Source organism: Quadrisphaera sp. RL12-1S, assembly GCF_014270065.1.
Lineage (GTDB): Bacteria > Actinomycetota > Actinomycetes > Actinomycetales > Quadrisphaeraceae > Quadrisphaera.
Map to the genome: position 1 here is coordinate 177,286 of NZ_JACNME010000003.1, position 17,526 is coordinate 194,811.

General features: G+C 74.4%; 17 protein-coding genes. 8 read left to right on the forward strand and 9 right to left on the reverse strand.

Going from position 1 to position 17,526, the window contains the following annotated elements; all coding sequences use genetic code 11:
• Positions 1-126 precede the first annotated feature (126 nt).
• The 3 genes from H7K62_RS07100 to H7K62_RS07110 form a co-directional block, all read right to left on the reverse strand.
• The gene (locus H7K62_RS07100; RefSeq protein ID WP_222437214.1) at positions 127-1,062 is read right to left on the reverse strand and encodes a DMT family transporter; all 936 of its coding nucleotides are present in this window, start codon (positions 1,060-1,062) and stop codon (positions 127-129) included.
• A 242-nt stretch (positions 1,063-1,304) separates the two neighbouring features.
• Positions 1,305-1,925, reverse strand: coding sequence for a recombinase family protein (locus tag H7K62_RS07105; RefSeq protein WP_186717245.1), 621 nt, complete (start codon positions 1,923-1,925; stop codon positions 1,305-1,307).
• A 283-nt stretch (positions 1,926-2,208) separates the two neighbouring features.
• On the reverse strand, positions 2,209-2,823 hold the full coding sequence (locus H7K62_RS07110; RefSeq protein ID WP_370591652.1) for a TetR/AcrR family transcriptional regulator: 615 nt from the start codon (positions 2,821-2,823) through the stop codon (positions 2,209-2,211).
• Between the two features lie 419 nt (positions 2,824-3,242).
• Between H7K62_RS07110 and H7K62_RS07115 the strand changes: the two genes are divergently transcribed.
• Together H7K62_RS07115 and H7K62_RS07120 are read left to right on the forward strand one after the other, a co-directional pair.
• Positions 3,243-4,913, forward strand: a complete 1,671-nt coding sequence (locus H7K62_RS07115) for an MFS transporter (protein ID WP_186717247.1) — start codon at positions 3,243-3,245, stop codon at positions 4,911-4,913.
• A gap of 34 nt (positions 4,914-4,947) precedes the next feature.
• Positions 4,948-5,916, forward strand: coding sequence for an amidohydrolase family protein (locus H7K62_RS07120; RefSeq protein WP_186717248.1), 969 nt, complete (start codon positions 4,948-4,950; stop codon positions 5,914-5,916).
• Positions 5,917-6,125: 209 nt separating this feature from the next.
• Here the strand turns inward: H7K62_RS07120 and H7K62_RS07125 are convergent, their stop codons facing one another.
• Positions 6,126-6,911, reverse strand: a complete 786-nt coding sequence (locus tag H7K62_RS07125) for an SDR family NAD(P)-dependent oxidoreductase (RefSeq protein ID WP_186717249.1) — start codon at positions 6,909-6,911, stop codon at positions 6,126-6,128.
• Positions 6,912-6,995: 84 nt separating this feature from the next.
• Between H7K62_RS07125 and H7K62_RS07130 the strand changes: the two genes are divergently transcribed.
• Positions 6,996-7,610, forward strand: coding sequence for a TetR/AcrR family transcriptional regulator (locus H7K62_RS07130; RefSeq protein ID WP_222437216.1), 615 nt, complete (start codon positions 6,996-6,998; stop codon positions 7,608-7,610).
• A 295-nt stretch (positions 7,611-7,905) separates the two neighbouring features.
• Here H7K62_RS07130 and H7K62_RS07135 read toward each other — a convergent pair whose 3' ends face one another.
• The 4 genes from H7K62_RS07135 to H7K62_RS07150 form a co-directional block, all read right to left on the reverse strand.
• Positions 7,906-8,364 carry an MGMT family protein gene (locus tag H7K62_RS07135; RefSeq protein WP_370591653.1) on the reverse strand — a complete coding sequence of 153 codons (459 nt, stop codon included), beginning with the start codon at positions 8,362-8,364 and terminating at the stop codon, positions 7,906-7,908.
• Positions 8,250-8,828, reverse strand: a complete 579-nt coding sequence (gene idi / locus H7K62_RS07140; RefSeq protein WP_370591654.1) for an isopentenyl-diphosphate Delta-isomerase — start codon at positions 8,826-8,828, stop codon at positions 8,250-8,252. Before idi ends, H7K62_RS07135 begins: the two co-directional genes overlap by 115 nt.
• Before the next feature lie 17 nt (positions 8,829-8,845).
• The gene (locus H7K62_RS07145; RefSeq protein ID WP_186717252.1) at positions 8,846-9,979 is read right to left on the reverse strand and encodes a ThiF family adenylyltransferase; all 1,134 of its coding nucleotides are present in this window, start codon (positions 9,977-9,979) and stop codon (positions 8,846-8,848) included.
• A 70-nt stretch (positions 9,980-10,049) separates the two neighbouring features.
• Positions 10,050-10,997 (reverse strand): hypothetical protein, encoded by a 948-nt coding sequence (locus H7K62_RS07150; protein ID WP_186717253.1) that lies wholly within the window; start codon positions 10,995-10,997, stop codon positions 10,050-10,052.
• 214 nt (positions 10,998-11,211) lie between these two features.
• Between H7K62_RS07150 and H7K62_RS07155 the strand changes: the two genes are divergently transcribed.
• Both H7K62_RS07155 and H7K62_RS23250 read left to right on the forward strand, forming a co-directional pair.
• Positions 11,212-11,436, forward strand: a complete 225-nt coding sequence (locus tag H7K62_RS07155; protein WP_186717254.1) for a DUF3107 domain-containing protein — start codon at positions 11,212-11,214, stop codon at positions 11,434-11,436.
• A gap of 32 nt (positions 11,437-11,468) precedes the next feature.
• Positions 11,469-12,263 (forward strand): SDR family oxidoreductase, encoded by a 795-nt coding sequence (locus H7K62_RS23250; RefSeq protein WP_186717255.1) that lies wholly within the window; start codon positions 11,469-11,471, stop codon positions 12,261-12,263.
• Between the two features lie 86 nt (positions 12,264-12,349).
• Here the strand turns inward: H7K62_RS23250 and H7K62_RS07165 are convergent, their stop codons facing one another.
• Positions 12,350-13,093 (reverse strand): ferritin-like fold-containing protein, encoded by a 744-nt coding sequence (locus tag H7K62_RS07165; RefSeq protein WP_186717256.1) that lies wholly within the window; start codon positions 13,091-13,093, stop codon positions 12,350-12,352.
• 177 nt (positions 13,094-13,270) lie between these two features.
• Here H7K62_RS07165 and H7K62_RS07170 point away from each other — a divergent pair, with 177 nt between their 5' ends.
• From H7K62_RS07170 to H7K62_RS07180, 3 genes are all read left to right on the forward strand, one after another.
• Entirely contained in the window at positions 13,271-15,187 is a 1,917-nt protein-coding gene (locus tag H7K62_RS07170; protein WP_370591655.1) for a DEAD/DEAH box helicase, read from the forward strand.
• A 149-nt stretch (positions 15,188-15,336) separates the two neighbouring features.
• Positions 15,337-16,341 carry a Rieske 2Fe-2S domain-containing protein gene (locus tag H7K62_RS07175; protein ID WP_186717257.1) on the forward strand — a complete coding sequence of 335 codons (1,005 nt, stop codon included), beginning with the start codon at positions 15,337-15,339 and terminating at the stop codon, positions 16,339-16,341.
• Between the two features lie 10 nt (positions 16,342-16,351).
• Positions 16,352-17,224 carry an oxygenase MpaB family protein gene (locus H7K62_RS07180; RefSeq protein WP_186717258.1) on the forward strand — a complete coding sequence of 291 codons (873 nt, stop codon included), beginning with the start codon at positions 16,352-16,354 and terminating at the stop codon, positions 17,222-17,224.
• Positions 17,225-17,526: the final 302 nt, after the last annotated feature.

The following is a 17,526-nucleotide window of genomic DNA, read 5'->3' on the forward strand; positions in this document are numbered from 1 at the left end:
ACGAGATGATCGCGTTGACCGGGCAGGGGCTCCCACCGTGCTCCTCAGAGGACCGGTGACCGAACGCCCCGGCGCGCGTGGTGGCGGCTCGGCGCTCGGGGTCGGTGTCCGTCGCAGATGGGATCCTCACCCGAACGAGCGCGAGGAATCGCTCCGCGCAATCCGCGCCGCAACCGCGCGGTGCAGCCCCTGGGAGACAGCGATCCCGACCAGCACCACCACCGCGCCCACCGGCTGGTTCCACTGCACGTGCTCACCCAGCACGCTCACCCCCACCACCGCAGCAACCACCGGCGTCAGGTAGGTCACGCTGCTGGCGGTGCTGGCCCCGGCGGCCGCCACAATGCGGAAGTTCAGCACGTAGGCCACTCCCGAGCACAGCGCCCCCAGCGCGAGCATCGCGATCACCACGGTCGGTGTCACGTGTGCCGTCGGGGCCGCGCCGGTGATCGCGAGCACCGGCAGCATCAGGCCCGCGGCCAGCAGCACCTGCGCGGTAGCCAGCGCCACTGGCCCTTCCCCGCTGCCGGCGAGATAGCGCCGGGAGTAGGGGAAGGCGATGCCGTAGCAGGCCACCGCCCCTAGGCAGGCCAGCACGCCGGCCAGCTCGCTGCCGGCGAAGCCTCGCCAGATGCCGAGGACGACGGCGACCCCGGCGAAGCCGATCAGCAGGCCGGTGGTGCGCGCTCGGGTGGGCCGCTCTTCGCGGAAGGCGGCCAGGATGACCACCAGGGTCGCCAGCGGGGTGGTGGCATTGATGATCCCGGCCAGCACCGAGGACACGCTCTGCTGGCCGATGGCGAACAGAGTGAAGGGGGCGGCGTTCAGCAGCAGCGCCAGGACGAGCAGGTGGGCCCAGGTGCGCCGGGTGTGGGGCAGGCGGGTGTGGGTGGCTGCGCTGATGACCAGCAGGGTGACGGCGCCGAGTGCCAGGCGCCAGAAGGCGACCTGGACGGGGGTGAGTGCTCGTAGGCCGATGTGGATGAAGGCGAAGGAGCAGCCCCACAGCAGGGCCAGGGCTGCGAAGGCTGGCACCCAGCGCGATGCGGACGACGCCCCCACGGTCGCGGTGGAGGCCGAGGGTGATGGCGTGGCCCCGCTCTTAGTGATCATGTTTGGGACGGTAGGGCTGGCTCGGGTGCGCAATCACTCCGCTTTGCGCCGTCGTAGGCCTATCGCTGGTCGTCTCGTAGGCGGACCGCTGACCGCCCTCTCTGAGATCCCGCGCCGTCGCGGCGCGTGAGACCCCGTCGCGCAGCGACGGCTGTCTCGGAAGGACGCCCCTTCCGAGACAGCCGCCGACCTCACCGCGGAGCCGACGTAGGCGCCGCGGGGCAGCTCGCAGTCGCCTTCGCCGACGCGCGCTGCAGGGCGCGGTAGACCGTTGCGCGCGAGACCGAGAACAGCTCCCCGACCTCGGTGGCGCTGTGACGTCCCTCGCCCATCAGCTCCACCAGGTGCGCCTCCTGCGTTCGGCTCAGCTTCGGCGGCTTGCCCCGCAGGTGACCCTTGGCGCGGGCGACCTTCATGCCCTCGCGGGTGCGCATCCGGATCAGGTCGGCCTCGAACTCGGCGACCATCGCCAGGACGTTGAACAGCAGCCGGCCCACGGGGTCGGTGGGGTCGTGCAGCGACCCGCCCAGGCTCAGGCGCACCTGGCGGGTGGTGAGCTCCTCCAGGATGGCTCGGGCGTCGGGCAGAGAGCGGGCCAGGCGGTCGAGCTTGGTGACGACGAGGGTGTCGCCGTCGCGGCAGGCGGCCATCGCTTCTCGCAGGCCGGGTCGGTCGCGGTTGGTGCCGGTCAGGCCGTGGTCGACGTAGAAGCGGCTGGCCTCGACGCCGAGGTCTGCCAGGGCGTTGCGTTGGGCGGTGAGGTCTTGGCCGTCGGTGGAGCAGCGGGCGTAGCCGATGAGCAGTCCGGTCATGGTGTTCTCCTGAGCTGGCCGGCCTCGGGCGCCTCATCGCGCTCGGGCCGGCGGCGGCGTGAGCCGTTGCTTCTTCACGGTGAGTACACCGGTGGATGGGGGCGATGGCCGGTGCGAGGCCTCACCCGGTCAGCCCCTCGTCGGGGCGCCGAGGCGTCTCGCTGACGATCGCTCAGCAAACGGTCACGGCATACGCGTCAGCAGCTCGGTGCTAAGCCGTGGCGTCGAGGCGGGCGAGATCGACCGGGGCGCTACGCGTGGGGCGGGAGTGTGCCGGTCCTGATCACAGCCCGAAAAGCTCCGTGCGTGCGAGGGCGTGGGCCTCTACCGCGGGCAAGCCGAGCATCCGCAGGACGCGTTCGGCGAAGTCGTCGACGACGCTGCTCGCCTCGAGCTGCGGATCGGTGTCCAGCAGCTGCAGCAGGCCGAGCAGCACACCGCCCACCGCGGTCAGTGCGAGTCCGACCGGCACGTCGTCGAAGCGGCCGGCTCGCTGCGCAGCCTCGATGTCGGTGGCGGCGTCGGTCAGCATCCCGTTCTGGTCGGTGAGGACCCGAGGACCTAGGCCCAGCACCACGCGGACCAGCAGAGGGTGCTGGCGCTGCAACCGGCCCGCCAGCCGGAAGCGGGTGATGAAGGTCAGGGCCGGGTCTCCCCCCCCGGGGACCTGGCCCGCCAGGAGGGCCGCGAAGTCGTCCACCGCAGCCAGGGCTGCGGCCTCGAAGAGCTCCTCCTTGGTCTGGAAGTGACCGTAGAAGGTTCCGAAGCCCACGTCTGCGGCCTCGGTGACCTCCTGGATGCTCACCGCGGTCCTGCCCTCGGCCAGGAACTGCTGCCCGGCGCGCAGAAGGGCCTGACGCGTGCGGGCCTTGCGTCGCCCCCCGCGTCCAGAAGTCACTGGACCGGCCGTGGCCCGCTCGCCGCCATCGTCAGCGGCCGACCTCGCCGCAGCTGCGGGCGCAGGAGCCGGTGCTTGGCGCACTGAGGGAGTGGGGTCGCCGGCGGAGTCCATGTCGGCATTATATCCGACATCCCATCGTGATCGATGCTTTCATCGAGTACGATGCTTTCATCAATTTTTAGTCCCCGGATGAAGGACGTGCCATGAGCCACGCCGACTGCTCCGCCGCTGGACCCGACCGAGGTGATGCAAGGTCGGACTGGGTCAGTGCTGCCACCTCTGCCCCAGCAGCCGGAGCGCTCGCGCGGCGATCGCAGGAGCGGGGGGAGGGGCACCCTCTGCTCGGCGGTCCACTTCCGGCGCGCGAGGAGGTGCCGCCGACCGGACGCGCTGGCAGCCGCGGGGTGTTGTTCGCGATGTGCACGGCTCTGGTGCTGGTGGTGGCCTCGGTCTCGGCGCTGAACCTGGCCCTGCCCGATCTGGCCGTCAGCCTGCAGGCGACCAACGCCCAGCTGACATGGATCGCCGACAGCTACACCGTGGCCCTGGCCGCCCTCGTCCTGCCCATCGGCGCCCTGGGAGACCGCTGGGGACGGCGCAGCGTCCTGGTCGCGGGGACCGGCGTCTTCGCCGCCGCAGCAGCCGCCGCCGCACTGACCACCGACGCCGACACCCTCATCGCCTGGCGGGCACTGATGGGCCTAGGGGCTGCGATGATCATGCCCGGCACCCTGTCGACCATCACCGCCGTCTTCCCCGTCGCCCAGCGCGCCCGCGCAGTGGCGACCTGGTCCGGCTTCGCCGCTGCCGGGTCGATCATCGGGATGCTGGTCGCCGGGTCGCTCCTGGAGCGCTGGGGCTGGGAGTCGATCTTCGTGGTCACCGCGGCCGTGGCCGTGGTGGCCGGGGTGCTGTCCGCACTGCTGGCCCCCGACACCCGCGAGCAGATCGGCGAGCAGACCCGTGGACAGACCGGTGCGCCGGAACACCGCGGGGGCCGGCGCCGGGGCTTCGACGTGACCGGGGCGCTGAGCACCGCCGTGGCCGTCGGCGCGCTGGTGTTCGCCATCATCGAGGGCAACGAGGCTGGCTGGCACGAACCGGAGGTGCTGGCGGCCTTCGCCGCCTGCGCGCTGGGCCTGGCGGTCTACCTGTGGGCCGGGCTGCGCCGCGCCGACCCCCTGCTGGACCCCCGCCTGTTCACCAGGGCCGGCTTCACCCACGGCGCCACCACCGTGGTGGTGCAGTTCATGGCGGTCTTCGGGTTCTTCTTCGTCGGGCTGCAGTACCTCCAGCTCATTCTCGACTACAGCCCGCTGCGCAGCGCGCTGGCCATGGCCCCGGTCGCCGTGGTGATCCTGCCGGCCTCCCGGGTCGCACCCCGCCTGGCCGCCCGTGTGGGGTCCCGCGTGGTCATGGTCACCGGCCTGGCGCTGCTGGCGACAGCGCTGTTCATGGCCTCCCAGCTCCAGGTCGAGTCCGGCTACGGCCCGTTCGTGGCGGCCCTGGCTGTGGCGGGCCTGGGGATGGGGCTGGCCAGCAGCACCGCCACCAACGCCATCGTCACCTCCCTGCCCGGGAACAAGCAGGGCGTGGCCTCGGCGATGAACGACACCACCCGCGAGGTCGGCTCCGCCGTCGGCATCGCGCTGATGGGATCGGTCTACAGCAGCCACTACACCGACGCCCTGCCAGCACTGCCGGCAGGACTGCCCGCCCAGGCCGTGCAGGCCGTCAACGACTCCGCCGCAGCGGGGCTGGCGGTCGCCGCCCAGTCAGGCCCGCTGGCCCCGGCGCTGACCGCCGCGGTGCAGGGCGCCTTCGTCGACGGCCTCACCGCCGCGATGTCCACCGTGGGCCTGATCGTGCTCGCCGCAGCCGCCTTCATCACCATCGACAGCGCACGCCGATCTTGCCGCGCCCGCCGGGACCGCCGGGACCGCCACCCGGTCGAACGACAGCTGCACCGACCCCCCTTGGGGTGTGGCGTGCGCCCGAGCGCTAGGGCGTGCTCACGGACCCGCCCGTCGGAGTCCCCGACGTCGAGCCCCAACGCCGGCACGCCGCCCACCGCCACATCCCTGTGACAGCCGGACTCCGAGAACCACACCGTGGAGAGCGATGACCCATCACCCGCGCGCCGCACTGGTCGACGTCCACGCCCACTTCCTCACCGACCGCTACGTTCGCCAGGCGAAAGCTGCGGGGATCAAGCACCCCGACGGGATGCCCACCTGGCCGTCCTGGGACGCCGGAGAGCACCTGGCGCTCATGGACCGCACCGGCATCGCGACCGCTGTGCTGTCAACCTCCTCCCCGGGTGTCCACTTCGGTGATCCCGCCGCCGCAGCCGACCTCGCACGTCACATGAACGACACCGCCTCACAGCTGACCCTCGACCACCCAGGACGCTTCCGCTTCTTCTCCACCCTCCCGCTGCCCGACGTCGAAGCGTCCCTGACCGAGCTGGAACGCTCCGCCGCGCTGCCCGGCTGGGAAGCAGTGGCGCTGATGACCAGCGCAGGCGGGCACTACCTGCACGAGCCCCTCTTCCAACCGCTGCTCACCGCCCTCGACGAGCGCGAAGCCGTGGTGCTCCTGCACCCGACATCACCCGAGCGGACACCAGGCCTGGACATGCCCCGCCCGCTGATGGAGTTCCTCTTCGAAAGCGCACGTGCGGTGGTCGGGCTGACGATGAGCGGCACCCTGCTCCGGCACGCGAAGGTGAAGATGGTGGTCACTCACAGCGGGGGCGTGCTGCCCCTGCTCGCCGACCGCGCTGACCTCATCAAACAGTCCTCACCGGACCTGTCCGGCGCTCCATCCGTGCGGGCGCAGCTGGCGCGCCTCTGGTACGACCTGGCGGGCACGCCCGAGCCCGCAGCCCTTCCTGCGCTCCTCGGGCTCGTGCAGACCGACCGCCTCCTGTACGGCAGCGACTACTGCTTCACCCCGGACTCAGCGGTGCAGGTGCAGCAGGCCTCTCTGGACGCGGCGGAACACGAAGAAGCTGTGGGCTGGCGAACCGCTACGGCCAGCAACGCCGCGCACTTGCTGGGAGCTGGGCGTGTCAGGCCAACTCCCTAATCAATCCGATCACTGGCCCTAGAAGGCCGGTTCGATGAGCTATCGGCGGTAGACGCCCCGCGCGTGCCTCCGCTCCCCGGCGGTGCGGACGCCGAGGGTCTCGGTAGGGATCGCCTTCCGAACAGAGCGCTGGCGTCTCAGGGACCCGGAACTGATAAGGCGGCCGGCCGGCGCCCCCGCCGTCCCGAGCGGCGGGGGCGCCGGGGTGCTCAGACGGCGATGCGTCCGCCGTCGACCGGCAGCACCGCACCGTGGACGAAAGAGGCCTGCGGGCTGGCCAGGTAGGCGATCGCGGCAGCGACCTCGTCGGCCTCACCGGGACGCCCGGCGGGGCCCTGGGAGGCGAGCTGGTCCAGCGCCTCGCCCATAGCCGCGGTGCCCTCGGTGCGGGTGGGACCGGGGCTGACGGCATTGATGCGCACCCCGGACGGTCCGAACTCCGCGGCCCACGCCTTGGTCAGCAAGGTCAGGGCGGCCTTGCTGGAGCCGTACAGCGCCATCCCGGCCATGCCGAAGGAGGCGACCATCGTGGTGACGTTGATGATCGCGCCCTCACCACGCTCGGCCATGCCCGGGGCGAGCTCGGCGACCAGGAAGTAGGGCACCTTGACGTTGAGGTCGTAGACCTGGGCGAAGGTCTCCTCGTCGGTGTCGGCGGTGGGGCCGAAGGGAAAGACACCGGCGCTGTTGACCAGGACGTCGACGTGGCCGCCGCCGAGCTGGAGGGCCTGCTGGGCCACCGTCCGCGCGGAGGCGGCGTCGCGCAGGTCGGCGCGCACGAAGTCGGCCTCGCCGCCGCGGGCGCGGATCGCAGCCACTGCGGCCTCGCCGCGGCCAGCGTCGCGGCCGGTGATGAGGACGTGCGCGCCGAGGTCTGCCAGGCGGGCAGCGGTCGCGCGGCCGATGCCGCTGGTGCCGCCGGTGACCAGGGCGGTCCGCCCGGTGAGGGGGTGCTGCGCGGTGCCGGTCGCTGCCGCCGTGGTGGTGGTGGTCATCAGTCCTCCAAGAGTGGAACGAACGATCCAGACTCTGGGGGAGCAAGAATGGAATGTCAAGTCCAAAACGGTTACCGTGGTGTCGTGGCGCCCCCAGCAGATCCCGCGACCCTGACGGCCAAGGGCCGCACCACCCGGGCGCGCATCATCGACGCGGCGGCTGGGCTGGTCTTCGTGCACGGGGTGGAGCGCACCGCCCTGGAGGCGGTGCGCAACGAGGCAGGGGTCAGCGCTTCGCAGCTGTACCACTACTTCGCTGACAAGCAGGACCTGGTGCGGGCCGTCGTGGCCCGCCAGAGCGAGGCCGTGCTGGCGGCGCAGCAGCCGTGGTTGGCGCAGTTGGACTCCCTGGCCGCGTTCCGGGCCTGGGCCGACGCCCTGGTGGAGCTGCAGCGCCAGCGCCACTGCGTGGGTGGGTGCCCGATCGGGTCGATCGGCATCGAGGTGGGTGAGGATGACCCGCTGGTACGCGCTGACGTCGCGGTGGGGTTGCAGCGCTGGCAGGACGCGCTGACGGAAGGACTGCGCCGGGTGCGCACCAGCGGCGAGCTGCCTGCGGACTTCGACGTGGAAGTCGCCGGGCTGGCGCTTCTGGCCGCTGTCCAGGGCGGATTAGTACTGACCCAGGCCCGCCGCGACCCCGAGCCGCTGCGGGTGGCCCTGGCCACTGTGCTGGACTCCTTCGAGCAGCAGCGCTGACACACCACCCCACCGGCCAGCTCCGCGGCAGAGCCGTCTCACTCGCGGACCGCTTCGCGAACGGCCCGTGCGGTGGCCGCCCCTACCTGCGTCACGCTCAGCCACCGCGTCTCACATGCCCCGTCCGGTGGTCCGTCTCATCGGGCCACCTCGAACGAACCCCGGCCGGACGTCTCCGAGGGTGAGGCGGCGGCGCGAGCAGCGACGACACGGGCGCCCTCGTCGTCGTCGTGAGCGCCCGACCGGGCCGTACGCACGGCCCGGTGGACGATCCCTGCGCTCGCCCTCCGGTTCGTCAGCCGGCGGCGTCCTCGGGGCCGTCCCAGCGGCACCGCGCCAGGTCGAGGCGGCTCGTGCCCAGTACCAGCGGGTGGCCCTCGTCAGCCCAGTGGATCATCGCGCGCGGTGTCAGCCCCTCGGGCAGCGAGCCGTCGGCGCGCACCACCCGCCACCAGGGGAGCTCGTGGCCGTGCTGGCTCATCACCGCGCCGACGGCGCGGGCTGCGCCCCAGCCGGTGAGCTCGGCGACGTCGCCGTACGTCAGCGCCATGCCCTCGGGGATGGCGAGGACGAGCGGCCCGACGTCGTCGATGTAGGCGCGTCCCGGCGGCCGCTGCCGCCGGGGTCCGGCCTGGGGGCTCAGCGGCGGGCCCCGCGCAGGTCGGGCAGCGCGCTGAGCTGGCCCAGCTGCAGCACGGCCCACGGGGAGATCGCGAACGGCGTGCGGGCGGCGAGCGCCACAGCGTCGTCCCACTCGACCCACGCCCACTCCGCGACCTCGTCGGGGTCGGGCACGGGGTCGGCGTCCGCGACGGCCGTGAAGACCGGGCAGAACTCGTTCTCCACCACGCCGGAGGCATCTACGGCGCGGTAGGCGAACTCGGGCAGGCGCTCCACGAGGTCGCGCACCTCCAGGCCCAGCTCCTGGCGGGCACGGCGGCGCACGGCGTCCTCGAAGGGCTCCCCCGGCGCCGGGTGGCCGCACACGGAGTTGGTCCACACGCCCGGCCAGGTCAGCTTGGAGACCGCGCGGCGCGTCAGCAGCAGCCGGCCGCGGGTGTCGCTGACGTAGCAGGAGAACGCCAGGTGCAGCGGGGTGTCCGCGGTGTGCACGCCCGCCTTCGGGGTGCTGCCGACAGGACGGCGCTGGGAGTCGAGCAGCACCACGAGCTCGGGCGCGCTGGTCTCGGCGCCGGGGGCGGCCAGGGAGGTCGTCACCGCACGAGCGTAGGCGCTCAGGCCACCACCAGGTCGGGGTCGACCTCCGCCGCCCACGCCAGCAGGCCCCCGCGCAGGTGCGCCACCTCCGTGCGGCCGGCAGCGCGCAGCGCGCGCACGGCCCGCTCCGAGCGGGCGCCGGAGCGGCAGTGCACCACAACCCGCCCCGGCCGCAGCGGCGGCAGGACCCCGGCCACGGCGTCCTCCAGTGGGACGTGGACGGCGCCCGGCAGCGCCCCCAGCTGCCGCTCCGCCTCCGTCCGCACGTCCACGAGGACGACGTCGACGCCGCCGGCCAGCGCCTCGGCGAGCTCGCGCGGCGTCACCTCGGCGTCAGCGGGCAGCGGCTCCTCGGCGCGCGGCTGGGGCACCGCGGCACGGGCGGCACCGGCGGGCCCGGTGCGCACGCCCACGGTCCGCCAGGACATCGCCATCGCGTCCAGCACCAGCAGCCGGCCGAGCAGCGGCTCCCCCGCCCCCACGAGCAGCTTCACCGCCTCGACCGCCATCACCGAGCCGACCACGCCGCACAGCGCACCGAGCACGCCGGCCTCGGCGCAGGAGGCGACGGAGCCGGGCGGTGGCGGCGCGGGGAACAGGTCGCGGTACCCCGGCGCCCCCGAGGGGTGACCGGGCCAGAACACGGCGACCTGGGCGTCGTGCTGCAGCAGCGAGCCGAAGACCTCGGGCACGCCCAGCTGCTCGCAGGCGTCGGCCACGGCGTAGCGGGTGGCGAAGTTGTCGGCGCCGTCGACCACCAGGTGGCACCCGGCGAGCAGCCGCGCGGCGTTGTCGGCGGTGAGGCGCTCGGGCGCGCGGACCACGGAGGTCCAGGGCGCCTGGCGGGCCAGCGCGTCGGCGGCGGAGTCGACCTTGGGCCGTCCGACGTCCGCGGCGCCGTGCAGCACCTGCCGCTGGAGGTTGGAGGTCTCGACGTCGTCGTCGTCGACGACCACCAGCTCACCGACGCCCGCGGCCGCGAGGTAGGCGAGCACCGGGGAGCCCAGGCCCCCCGCCCCGACCACGCCCACGCGCGCGGCGCGCAGCCGGCGCTGGCCGAGCTCACCGACGCTGGGCAGCAGGAGGTGGCGCGACCACCGCTGGCGCTCCTCGGGGGTCAGCGGGGGCCCGGGCTCGACGAGCGGCTCCACCTCGCCACTCTCGCACGCCCACCCCTTGCCGCACTCTCCCCGGAAAGGGCGGGAAGGGGGGCTGGGCGGGTCAGCGCAGGTCGGGCGCGAGGCGGCGGTTGCACGCCGCCAGGACGGCACGGACGACGGCGGGCTGCGCGCCGCCCTCGAGCGCCGTGCCGACCAGCTGCTCGCTCCCGCGCGCGGTGGCCGTGCCCACCATCACCGTGACGGCGGCGCGGCCGTCGAGCTCGCAGGGGCGCACCGCCTCGACCTCGGCGCGCAGGCTGCCGCCCGCGGCGGACTCCAGCGCGCGCAGCGTCGCCGACGCCAGCGCGCGAGGACCGCCGGCGGGGGTGTTCGCGGACTCAGCGACACCGGTGTGCACCGCGCGGCCGCGGGCCAGGACCACGGTGGCCGTGGTGGACAGGCCCTCGGTGACCACCTGCACGCGCTCCAGCACGAGGCGCTCGCCGCCGTCGCCCTTCGGCTCCGGGGTGACGTCGCCCAGCCACTGCGGGGCGGGGGTCGCGGCCACGGAGGAGGCGCTCAGCGGGGGCACCGAGATGCGCCCGGTGCGCGGGCGGTCGGTCTTCTCCGGGGTCACGGCCGGCATGGGCACGCGCGCCCCGCGGGGCGCCGCGGGGACCTCCGCGGCGGCGGGCGCCTCGGGGGCGGCGGCCTCGTCCGCCGGCGCGGCAGGGCCAGCCGCAGCGACCGGCGCGACCAGGGCCACCGGGCCCGGACCGGGCTCGGCGCCGGGGGCGAGGCCCGCGGAGGACCCGGCGCCGGACCCGGCGGAGTGCTCGGGCGCCACCGGCCCGACCGCGGCGTCGCGCTCCAGCGCGGCCTCCACAGCGGCGGCCACCTGCTGCTCGTCGGCTCCGGGCACCAGCTCGAGGCGGACGGTGGCCGACCCGTCGGCCGCGGCCTGCACGCGCACGCCGGTCACGCCCGGCACGGTGAGCGCGACCCTCACGACGTCGTCCACGCGCGAAGCGGTGCGGTCGGTGGTCTGGCCGATCGTCTGGCCGGTCATCGTGCGCCTCCCGGCGGGTGTCGGCAGTGCGTGAGCGTCCTGCGGTGGGCGCTTCACGGAGTGTCACAGACCCCGCGGGTTCGGCGAGGGCGAACGCCAGCACTCGTCCTGCGCCCGCTCCCGACCCCTCGGTGCAGGATGGAGCCCTGCGCACGCGGTGCGCACGCAGGACCGTCAACAGGCAGTCAGCAGCACATCCAGCCCAGGAGGCCCCGTGGAGATCCGGATCGGCGTGCAGAACAGCCCCCGCGAGGTGGTGCTGGAGTCCACCGAGAGCGTCGCCGACGTCAGCGCCGCGGTGAGCGCCGCGCTCAAGGGCGGCACCACGCTGACCCTCAAGGACGAGCGCGGCCGCACCGTGCTGGTCCCCGGCGCGGCGATCGCCTTCGTGGAGATCGGCTCCGAGGAGAAGCGCGGCGTCGGCTTCGGCGCTCTCTGACCCGCTGCTGAGTCACTGCTGAGCCGCAGTCGATGAGCCGCGTCGCGGTGGCCGGCGGCACGGGTGCCGTCGGCCGCCTCGTGGTCGAGCGGCTGGGCGCGGCGGGCCACGAGCCCGTCGTCCTCAGCCGCTCGGCCGGTGTCGACGTGCTCCGCGGCCCCCGCGCCGCGCTGGTCACCGCGCTGGAGGGCTGCGACGCCGTGGTCGACGTCCTCGGCCCCACCGGTCCCGCTGCGCAGACCGCCGCGGGCAGCCGAGCCTTCTTCAGGACGACGACGACGGCGCTGCTCACGGCCGGCCGTGAGGCGGGCGTCGGCCACCACGTGGCGCTGTCGATCGTCGGGGCAGCGCGGGTGGACGCCGGCTACTACGCCGGGAAGGCGCTGCAGGAGCGCCTGCTGACCACCCGCCGCGAGGGCGGGTGGACGCTGCTGCGCACCACCCAGTTCCACGAGTTCGCGCCAGCGCTCGCGGCTCTGGGATCCTTGCAAGTACCGCGCGGACCGCGCGGTGGCGACCCGCAGCTGGTGCTCGTGCCGGAGTTCGTCTGCCAGCCGGTGGCCGCGGCCGAGGTGGCTGACGAGCTGGTGGCGCTGGCCCTGCACGAGCCGCAGGGCGCGGTGCCCGACCTGGCCGGACCCCGGGTGGAGGTCATGGCCGACCTGGTCAGGCGCTGGCTGCTCGCCGGGGGCAGCGGGGCCCGGGTGGTGCAGGTGCCGCTGCCGGGCGGGTTCGGCGCCGGGCTGCGCCGCGGGCTCGCGCTGCCCGGCCCGTGGGCCCGCCTCGGCAGGCAGACCTTCGCCGAGTGGCTCACCACCCGCTCCTGACACCCCTCACACGATCGTGATCATGGACTTCCGAAGCAGTTTCGCGGGGGAAAGCGCACGGGAAGTCCATGATCACGGAAGTCGGGTCAGGCGGTGAGGCCCAGGCGGAGCATGCGGCGCACGTGGTTCTCGGTGAGGCGGTTGAACATCTTGCCGATGGCCACGAGGTCCGTCCCCGCGCCGCCGCCCTCCACGAGCAGCACCGTGAGCGAGTCTCGGTCTGCAGCCACCCGCTGCGCCTGGCTGAGGGCCTCCCCCACCAGGCGCCGCCCCCACAGCGCCAGGCGGCCGGCCACCCGGGGGTCCCGGTCGGTGGCCTCGCGCACGGCCCCCACCACGAACTCGGCCCCCGTGGTCTCGTCGAGGAGCTTCTCCACCAGCTCGCGGGTGGGTGCCGGGGCGAACGCCGCCACCTCCCGGTAGAAGTCCGTGGCGATGCCCTCGCCCACGTAGGCCTTGAGCAGGCCCTCCAGCCAGTCGTTGGGCGTAGTGCGCTCGTGGTAGGCGTCCACGGCCGCGACGAAGGGCCGCATCGCGGCCTGGGGATCGGCGCCGAGCTCGCGCAGGCGCTCCACGAGCAGCGTGTAGTGGCGGAACTCCTCCACGGCCAGGGCACCGACCTCCGCGGTCTGCTCCAGCGTGGGCGCCTTGTCGGCGTGGGCGGACAGGCGCAGGAAACCGGTCAGCTCTCCGTAGGCCAGGGCGCCCAGCAGGTCGACCTCGGCCTGCAGCGCTCCCCCGCGGCCGATCCCGTCGGCGCCGCCAGCGGCGCTCTTGTCCGCGCCCTTGTCGGCCCGGGCGGACGATCGGCTCAGGCGGGGCGGCGTCATGCCGATCAGACTAGGACGACGACCCGACGGCGGGCGCCGGTAGCATGGGGCTTGACAACCTCGGTCGACCGGTCGCTGCCACGATCGGCAGCCGAACCGCCGCGGAGCCGTCCGAGCCGCGCCGTCACCACTGACCGGCGCCCGACGAGCTCCTGCCACCGAGACGTGAGGCCTTCCGTGCCCGACACCACCACCGACCAGTCCACCGACGAGCAGGTCGCCGCCGTCGCCGCGAGCGACGCCGACCGCGCGGCCCTCCCCGAGGACGCGATCCTCGCCGGTGAGGACGAGACGCCCACCGCCGAGGCGCTCGCGGAGAAGTCCTTCGCCGACTACGGCGTGGAGCCGGCCATCGTCGCCGCGCTCGACCGCGCCGGCATCACCCACCCGTTCCCGATCCAGGCGATGACGCTGCCGGTCGCGCTGGCGGGCCACGACATCATCGGCCAGGCCAAGACCGGCACCGGCAAGACCCTCGGCTTCGGCGTGCCCGTCATCCAGCGCGTGACCGGCCCGGGCGAGGACGGCTGGGACGCCCTCGAGGCGCCCGGCAAGCCGCAGGCGCTCGTCGTCGTCCCCACCCGCGAGCTGGCCGTGCAGGTGGCCCGGGACCTGGAGCGCGCCGCCACCGACCGCGCCGCCCGCGTGCTGGTCATCTACGGCGGCCGCGCGTTCGAGCCGCAGGTCGAGGCGCTGCAGCGCGGCGTCGAGGTGGTGGTCGGCACGCCCGGTCGCCTGCTCGACCTGGCGCAGCAGGGCCACCTCAGCCTGGCCGCGGCCCGCGCCGTCGTCCTGGACGAGGCCGACGAGATGCTCGACCTGGGCTTCCTGCCCGACGTCGAGAAGCTGCTGTCGATGACGCCGGCCGGCCGCCAGACGCTGCTCTTCTCCGCCACGATGCCCGGCCCCGTGGTCGCGATGGCCCGGCGCTACATGAGCCAGCCGACGCACATCCGCGCCGCCGACCCCGACGACGACGGCGCCACGGTCAAGGCGACCACGCAGTACATCTACCGCGCCCACGCCATGGACAAGGTCGAGGTGCTCGCCCGCATCCTCCAGGCCGACGGCCGCGGGCTCACCATCGTCTTCGCCCGCACCAAGCGGACCGCCGCCAAGGTGGCCGACGAGCTGGTCGACCGCGGCTTCGCCGCCGCGCCGCTCCACGGCGACCTCGGCCAGGGCGCCCGCGAGCAGGCGCTGCGCGCGTTCCGCAACGGCAAGGTCGACGTGCTGGTGGCCACCGACGTCGCCGCCCGCGGCATCGACGTCAGCGACGTCACGCACGTCGTGAACTACCAGTGCCCCGAGGACGAGAAGACCTACCTGCACCGCATCGGCCGCACCGGCCGCGCGGGCGCCACGGGCACGGCGGTGACGTTCGTCGACTGGGACGACCTGCACCGCTGGACGATGATCGACAGGACCCTCGACCTGGGCATCCCCGAGCCCGTCGAGACCTACTCCACCTCGCCGCACCTGTACGAGGACCTGGGCATCCCCGCCGGCACCAAGGGCCGCCTGCCGCGGTCGGCGCGCACCCGCGCCGGCCTGGACGCCGAGGAGCTCGAGGACCTCGGCGAGACCGGGCGCCGGCACGGTGGCCGCGACGGCGACCGCGGGGGTCGCGGCGGCGACCGCGACGGCCGGGGTGGACGCGGGGGCGAGCGCGGTGGCCGCGGCCGCGGTGACCGTCCCGCGCGCGGCGAGCGCTCCGAGCGGCCCGCCCGCTCCGAGCGCCCGGCGCGCGAGGACCGTCCGGAGCGCGTCCAGGGCGAGGAGGGCTCGGGCTCCGAGCAGCCCCGCCGCCGTCGCCGCCGTGGTGGCTCCGGCGCGGGCGTCGGCAGCGCCACCGGCGCTGCCGAGGCTCCGACCTCCGAGGAGGGCGGCGCCCCGGTGAGCCTGGACCAGATCGCGCTGCCCGACCGCTCCGGCGGCACCGGGCCGGACGGCGAGGCCGCCGAGCGCGGCGAGGGCGCACCGCGCCGTCGTCGTCGCCGCGGTGGCCGCGGTCGCGGTCGCTCCGGTCAGTCCACCGAGGGCAGCGGCGAGGGCAGCGGCGACGCAGCGCCCGCTGCCGGCACCGGCGACTGACCCACCTCTTCCCGCAGACGAGCGCCCGGCTGCGGTTCCCGCACGTCGCGGAACCGCGGCCGGGCGCTCGTCTGCGCGGTTTCGACCTGCAGTGATCACCCTGAGTGATCGGTTCGCGGCTCTGGGCGAGCGGGGTGAGGCTGGGCTGCATGGTCGAGCACCACCCCGCCGCCGGCTCGGGCACCTCCGCTGGTCCCTCGGCGGTCTCCCCACGCCCGCTCCTGCTGCGCGTCCTCGACGCGCCGGTCCACTGGTCCTGGCTCGACCCGCTCGCAGCACCCGTGCGCGACCTCGTGCACCGGGTGGAGCCGCGCTGGCTGGCGGACCTCCTGCACGGCACGCCGATCGGGCACCCGCTGCACCCGATCCTGGCCCAGGTGGTGGTGGGCTCCTGGACCAGCTCGGCGCTGGTCGATGCGCTCACGCTCACAGGCCTGGTGCCCGAAGACCTGGAGGAGGGCGCCGAGGCGGCCTCGAGCACCCTGGCCGCCACGGGCCTGGCGGCCGCCCTCCCGACCATCGCCTCGGGGTGGACGGACTGGTCAGACCTCCACGAGGACCAGCAGCGGCTCGGCCTCGTGCACGCCGCCGGCAACTACGCCGCCACGGCCATGGTCGCCCTGTCGCTGGTGCAGCGCTGGCGCGGCCGGCGCACCAGCGGACGGCTGTGGTCGCTGGCCGCGCTGACGACGGCGACGGCGGGTGCGGCGCTCGGCGGCCACCTCGCCTACCGGTGGGCGGCGGGCGCCTCCCACGCCGAGCACGTGCCGCACGTGGCCCCCGAGGGCTGGTACCGCGTGGCGACCTGGGACGACCTCGAGGTCGACGCTCCCACCCGGGCGCAGCTGGGCGACGTCCCCGTCGTCGTCGTCCGCACCCGCACCGGCGTGAGCGTCCTCGCCGACTCCTGCAGCCACCTCGCGGCTCCGCTGTCGGGCGGGGAGGTGGTGCGGGAGCGGGGCGAGGAGTGCCTGGTGTGCCCGTGGCACGGCAGCACGTTCCGGCTGTCCGACGGATCCGCTGTGCACGGGCCGGCCACAGCGCCCCAGCCCGTGCTGGCCAGCCGCGTGGAGCCGGACGGCGCGGTGCTCGCCCGCGTGGTGGAGCTGCCGGGCGTGAGCGCCTCGCCGGGCCTGCCGACGCGCGCGGGGTGAGGATGGTCCGATGGGGGAAGAAGTGGGCGACGACGCTGCCGACGACGGCCTGTTCGGTCCTGCGAGCGCCACGTGGGAGCTGCACACCGACCCGATGATCGGGCCGGCGGGGCTGCGCGCGCTGGTGCTGCAGGCGCTGCACCCGCTCGCCATGCACGTGGTGGCCCAGCACTCGACCTTCAAGCAGGAGACCTGGCAGCGTCTGCAGCGCACCGGGGAGTACGTCGACGCCACCACCTTCGGCAGCACGCGGACCGCGCACCGGGCCGCCGCCCGGGTGCGTGGCATCCACGCGCGCATCCGCGGCACCGACCCGGACACGGGCCTGGAGTACCGCGCCGACGACGAGGACCTGCTGCTGTGGATCCACTGCGCCCTGGTGGACAGCATCCTCGACGTCGTCTCGCGCAGCCGGCCCCCGCGCGACGCGGTCAGCGACGAGACGGCGGACCGGTACGTGGCCGAGCAGGTCGTGGCCGCTGAGCTGGTGGGCGTGCGACCCGAGGTGGTGCCTGCCAGCCGCGCCGACCTGGCCGCCTACTTCGAGGAGGTGCGCCCGCACCTGCGGGTCACCCGCGAGGCGCGCGAGGCCGCCACCTACGTGGTCGCACCGCCGATGGAGCCGAGGGTGCTGCTCACCACGCCCGCGGCGCCGGTGTGGTTCGGGGTGGCGAGCGCGGCCGTCGCCTCGCTGCCCGGCTGGGCGCGGCGCATGTACGCGCTGCCGCAGCTGCCCGGGACCGGGGCGTCCGTGGAGGCGGCCACCACGGCGACCCTGCGCGCGCTGCGCCTGGCGCTGGTCCGCTCGGCGGGGAAGGTCCCGGGGGTGGAGCAGTCCGAGCACCGCAAGCGGGCGGTGCGGCGCCTCGCCGAAGCCTCCTAGCCCCGCTCCGCGACGATCACGCACCCCCGCGCCACCACCCCGCGACGATCACGCGTCAGCGCGCCACCACCGCGGCTGCGCCGGGGCTTCGACTCGTCAGCACCCGAAAGTCCGGTGGTGCGCGCCGTCTTCAGGTGACCGCGGTCACCTGGAGGTGCACTTCGCCAGGAAGTGACCTCGAGAACTGACCGAGGTCACTCCCGGTGGCGGCCTCGGCCGGCCGCGAGGCCTGACGTCGAGGGTCCGCCGGCGAGGAGGTCGCACCGCGTGGACGTGGCGCGCAGGCGCATGATCGTCACGAG